The organism is Streptomyces sp. WAC06614, assembly GCF_003949795.1.
GTDB lineage: Bacteria > Actinomycetota > Actinomycetes > Streptomycetales > Streptomycetaceae > Streptomyces.
Map to the genome: position 1 here is coordinate 1 of NZ_RPRY01000422.1, position 5,001 is coordinate 5,001.

Here is a 5,001-nt window from a genome sequence, read left to right on the forward strand (position 1 = left end):
GCGTACGGGGGCTTAGGCGTCCCGGGCGGGCTCGGGCTATGCGGCCGTCGGCAGGGGGGCGAGGACGTCGAGGTACATGAGGCCGAAGACCAGCAGGCCGAGGACGCCCAGGGCGACGCCGGACCAGGCGACCGCCTTGACCCAGGTGGGGTGGACGCGGCCGGGGGCGCCGAAGGCGGGGCGCAGCAGGACGAAGACGGCCAGGAGCAGGGCCAGGGCCGAGACGAGGCCGTTGACCAGGGCGGTCATGTGCCAGGCGTTGCCGTAGAGGGCCTCGATCTTGGCCTGGGTGCTGGTGGCGGTGACCGACTGGATCTGGCCGAGGAGGGTTTCGCGCTCGGCCAGCACGCGGGAGAACCAGGTGCCGCTGAGCGCCACCAGGCCGAGGCCCGCCGCGACGGTCGCGGAGGCCGCCGAGCCCACACCCGTGGGGGTCTCCTCCACCGGCTCGTCGTGCTCGTCGCCCTCGTGGTGCTCGTCGTGCTCGTCGTGCTCGTCGGCGTCCTGGGCCCCGGCCTCGTCGAGCGGGGCGCCGGCGTCCTGGGCCCGGGCCTCGGCGAGCGGGGCGCCGGGGTCCTTGTCCTGCTCCGCCGCCGCCCCGTCCTGCGGGGTCGTGGCGTCGTCGGTGGGGGTGTCGGTCTTGGTGGTGTCCATGCGGGGCACCGTATGTGCCCCGCATGAGAGCTTCCTGAGAGGTCCTGGTGTCAGGACGCCGCGCGGTGGGCCCGCCACTCGTCGGCGAGGACCGCCCAGACCTCGGTGTCCTGGAGCACCCCGCGGTGCAGGTGGTTCTGGCGCAGCACGCCGTCCCGGGTCATGCCCAGCCGCCGGGCGGCGGCGATGCTGCGCGTGTTCCCGGAGGCCGCGTGCCACTCCACGCGGTGGATCCCGCGCACGTCGAAGGCCCAGTCGAGCAGCACCCCGCACGCGGTGGTGACCAGGCCCCGGCCGACGCCGGCCGGCTCCAGCCAGCAGCCGATCTCGGCGTTGCCGCCCGCGGCGTCGAAGGACGGGAAGAGGACACCGCCGACCAGGGTGCCGTCGAGCCGGATGCCGTACAGGCGCCGGCCGTCGTCGGCGGCCTGGTGGGCGTTGGTGGCGAGCAGGGCGCGGGCCGACTCCAGGTCCTTGGAGCGGTCCGGGAAGGGCACGAACCGGCCGATGTACTCGCGGCCCCGCTCGATGTGGGCGAAGAACTCCTCGGCGTGCCACACCTCCAGCGGGAAGAGGTGGGCGTCGTCGGTCAGGGGTATCGAGAACATCCGTCTTCCTTCGCGTTCCTACCGGTGCCGGGCGACGGCCGGCCCGGGATCGTCCGCGCCCGGCCGCTGTCCGGGCAGTGTCGCACGCGGGGTCGTGCGCTCGGGCGGCTCGATGCTGATGCGCGGCAGCCGCCGCTCCAGCCAGGCGGGCAGCCACCAGTTGGCGCCGCCCAGCAGGTGCATCAGGGCCGGGACCAGCAGCGTGCGCAGCACGAACGCGTCCAGGGCCACGGCCACGGCGAGCGCGATGCCGAACATGGCGATGATCCGGTCGCCGCTGAGGACGAACGCCAGGAAGACGGAGATCATGATGACCGCCGCCGAGTTGATCACCCGGCTGGTCTCGGCGAGGCCGACGCGTACGGCCCGCCGGTTGTCCCCGGTCTCCAGCCACTCCTCGTACATCCGGCTGACCAGGAAGACCTGGTAGTCCATCGACAGCCCGAACAGCACCGAGACCATGATCACGGGGAGGAACGGTTCGATCGGGCCGGCGCTGCCCAGGCCCATCAGCTCGCTGCCCCAGCCCCACTGGAAGACCGCCACGACCACCCCGAACGAGGAGGCGACGGCGGCCACGTTCATCGCGGCCGCCTTCAGCGGGATGCCGATCGAGCGGAACGCGAGGAGCAGCAGGGCGCAGCCGAAGGCGATCACCACGCCGACGAACAGCGGCAGTTTGCCGACGATCACCTCGGCGAAGTCGTCGTAGCCGGCCGTCACGCCGCCCACGTGGGCCTGGAGCCCGCTGCCGCGGGTGGCGCGCGGGACCACGTCCTGGCGGATCCGGTCGACCAGCTCGCTGGTGGCGCGGGACTGCGGCGCGGAGTCGGGTACGACGGTCAGCGCGGCCGTGTCACCGGCCCGGTCCACGGTGGTGGGGCCGGTGGCGGCGACGCCCGGGGTGGTCCGCAGGTCCGCGGCCAGCCGGTCGAAGGCGGCCCGGTCGGCGGGGCCGTCGAGCCGGGCGACGACGGTGAGCGGCCCGTTGGTGCCCGGCCCGAAGCCCTCGGCCAGCAGGTCGTAGGCCTTGCGGGTCGTGGTGTGGGCGGGGTTGTTGCCCTGGTCGGAGGTGCCCAGGTGGAGGGAGAGGGTGGGCAGGGCGAGGACGGCCATGGCCACGGCGGCGACGGCGCCGAGGAGCGCCGGGCGCCGCTCGACGAACGCGGCCCAGCGGGCGGCGAACCCGGTGGGCAGCTGCGGCCGGGGCCCGTGCTCGGCGAGGTCGCGGCGCTCGCGGCGGGAGAGGGCGCGCGGCCCGATGTACGACAGCAGGGCGGGCAGCAGGGTGAGCGAGGCCAGCACGGTGAGGACCACGGTGAGGCAGGCGGCGACGGCCACGCCGCCGAGGAAGTTCAGGCGCAGCACCAGCATGCCGAGCAGGGCGATGCAGACGGTGGCGCCGGCGAAGACCACGGCCCGGCCGGTGGTGGCGACGGCGGTGCGGGCGGCCTCGGTCACGTCCAGTCCGCGCTGGAGCCCCTTGCGGTGCCGGGTGACGATGAACAGCGCGTAGTCGATGCCGACGCCGAGGCCGATCAGGGTGCCGAGCATGGGGGCGAAGTCGGCGACCGGCATGACGTGCCCGAGCAGGGCGATACCGGCGTACGCGGTGCCCACGCCGACCAGGGCGGTGGCCAGCGGCAGCAGGCTCGCGGCGAGGGAGCCGAAGGCCAGGAACAGCACGACCCCGGCCACGGCCACGCCGATGACCTCGGCGAGGTGGGGCCGGGGGGCCTCGGTCAGGCCGACGGCGCGGCCGCCGAGCTCGACCTGGAGGCCGCGTTGCTCGGTGGCGGGGTTCTTGGCGGCGTCGACCACCGCGGCGGCCTGCTCCTTGGGCACGGCGTCGGCCGGGCGGTCGAAGGTGACCACGGCGTAGGCGGTGCGGCCGTCGGCGCTGATCTGCCCGGCGCCCTCGGGGGCGTAGGGGCTGGTCACGGAGGCCACGCCGGGCAGGGCGGCGAGGGTGTCGAGGGCCCGGCGCATGCGCTGCTCGACGTCGGGGGTGCGGGCGGTCTCGTGCGCCGGGGTGCGCCACACGACGGTGTCGGTGTCCCCGCCCTGGCCGGGGAAGCCGTCGCGGAGCAGGGCTCCGGCCCGGCTGGACTCGGTGCCGGGGACCTCGTAGTCGTTGGAGAAGGCGGGTCCGGCGGTGACGGCGGCGGCCGCGGTGATGCCGAGGGCGAGCAGCCAGATCAGGACGGCGAGGAGGCGGTGCCGCATGCACCAGCGGGCGATGGCTGCCAACGGACGAGCTCTCCCTGGTTCGGGTCCACACCGGGGTAGAGCCCGACGCAAGGAACACGTGAACGCCTGACCCGTGCGCGCGGGGGGTCGCCCCGGGAGGGTCTACCGGGCCACGATCGCAGCGTTTCGTGATCGTTGGTCCGTTTCGTGTGCATCGTCACAGCCCGGGGGCGGGATTCAGGGACCTTCGACTCTGTAGCCGGGGACGGAGGGCCAGCGGACGGTGAGCACCACGGACTCCTCCTCGGCCTCCCAGGAGTGGTCCACGCCGCGGCCCCAGACCACGTAGTCGCCCTGCTCGGCGAGGACGACGTCACGGCCGGGGAACTCCATCCGGAACCGGCCGCTGATCAGGACCAGCAGGGCGGTGCGGTCCTCGCCGCGCACCCATTGCGCGCGGCGCTCGCCGCGCGGGTGGACGCCCCACTTGATCTCGACGTCCTTGCTGTGGCGCGGGTCGTCCGGCTCCTTGAAGTGGCCGAGCAGCCAGCCGCGGTCCTGGGCGGCGTCGGGGCCGGGGTGGGGGCGTCATGGGGGCTCATACGCCGCCAGGCTAATGCACTTGCGGGTCGCGCCCGTTCCTGATGATCTTCGCGGATGACCTTCGAGAACGATGTGCGGGACCTCTACGACGCCCAGGAGCGCCTCGGCGCGACGACGGACCGGCCGGGGGCGGTGGTGGAACGGGCGGGGGCCGTGGTGCGGCAGACCGCGGCGGGCAACGGCTGGAACGCCGTGCTGTGGTCGGACCTGCGCGAGGACACGGCGGACGCGGAGATCGCGGCGCAGGTGGCGTACTTCGCGGGGCGGGGCGCCCCGTGGTTCGAGTGGAAGCTGTACGGGCACGACCGGCCGGCCGACCTCGGCGACCGGCTGACCGCGGCCGGGTTCACGGCGCAGCCGGCGGAGACGCTGATGGTGGCGCGCACGGCGGAGGTGGGGGCCGAGCCGCCGGCCCTGCCGGACGGGGTCCGGATCGTCGAGGTCACGGACGCGGCGGGGGTCGACCTGATGGTGGAGGCCCACCGGCTGGCCTTCGAGGAGGAGCACCCGGGGCTGCGGGAACGGCTGGTGGACCGGCTGGCCGCGGCGCCGGAGACGCTCATGGCGCTGGTCGCGCTGGCGCCGGACGGCAGTCCGGTGAGCGCGGCCCGGATGGAGATGCGGGCCGGCGGGTCCTTCGCCGGTCTGTGGGGCGGCGGTACCGCGCCGCAGTGGCGCGGCAAGGGGATCTACCGGGCGCTGGTGGCGCACCGCGCCGCCGAGGCTGCCCGGCGGGGCATTCCGTACCTCCAGGTGGACGCCTCGTCCGACAGCCGCCCCATCCTCCAACGCCTGTCCTTCCACCCCCTGGCCGAAACCGTCCCGTACATCTGGTCACCCCCGACCCCGTGACCCTGGCCCCGGGGGCCACCCCTAGGGGCACGGGCGCCCCCGCCGACGGGGCCCCCGGGGCCAGGGTCACGGGGTCGGGGGTGACCAGATGTAC

5 protein-coding genes are annotated in these 5,001 nt (G+C 74.7%); 1 reads left to right on the forward strand and 4 read right to left on the reverse strand.

Annotated elements, in window-relative coordinates:
* Positions 1–36 precede the first annotated feature (36 nt).
* The 4 genes from EF918_RS32235 to EF918_RS32250 form a co-directional block, all read right to left on the reverse strand.
* Positions 37–654 carry a hypothetical protein gene (locus EF918_RS32235; RefSeq protein ID WP_125652454.1) on the reverse strand — a complete coding sequence of 206 codons (618 nt, stop codon included), beginning with the start codon at positions 652–654 and terminating at the stop codon, positions 37–39.
* 50 nt (positions 655–704) lie between these two features.
* A complete protein-coding gene (locus EF918_RS32240) occupies positions 705–1,262 on the reverse strand; it encodes a GNAT family N-acetyltransferase (RefSeq protein ID WP_125652455.1) in 558 nt (185 codons plus the stop codon).
* An 18-nt stretch (positions 1,263–1,280) separates the two neighbouring features.
* Positions 1,281–3,512 (reverse strand): MMPL family transporter, encoded by a 2,232-nt coding sequence (locus EF918_RS32245; protein WP_125652456.1) that lies wholly within the window; start codon positions 3,510–3,512, stop codon positions 1,281–1,283.
* 177 nt (positions 3,513–3,689) lie between these two features.
* On the reverse strand, positions 3,690–3,998 hold the full coding sequence (locus EF918_RS32250; RefSeq protein ID WP_125652457.1) for a signal peptidase I: 309 nt from the start codon (positions 3,996–3,998) through the stop codon (positions 3,690–3,692).
* Between the two features lie 111 nt (positions 3,999–4,109).
* Here EF918_RS32250 and EF918_RS32255 point away from each other — a divergent pair, with 111 nt between their 5' ends.
* Positions 4,110–4,907 (forward strand): GNAT family N-acetyltransferase, encoded by a 798-nt coding sequence (locus tag EF918_RS32255; protein ID WP_125652458.1) that lies wholly within the window; start codon positions 4,110–4,112, stop codon positions 4,905–4,907.
* Positions 4,908–5,001 lie beyond the last annotated feature (94 nt).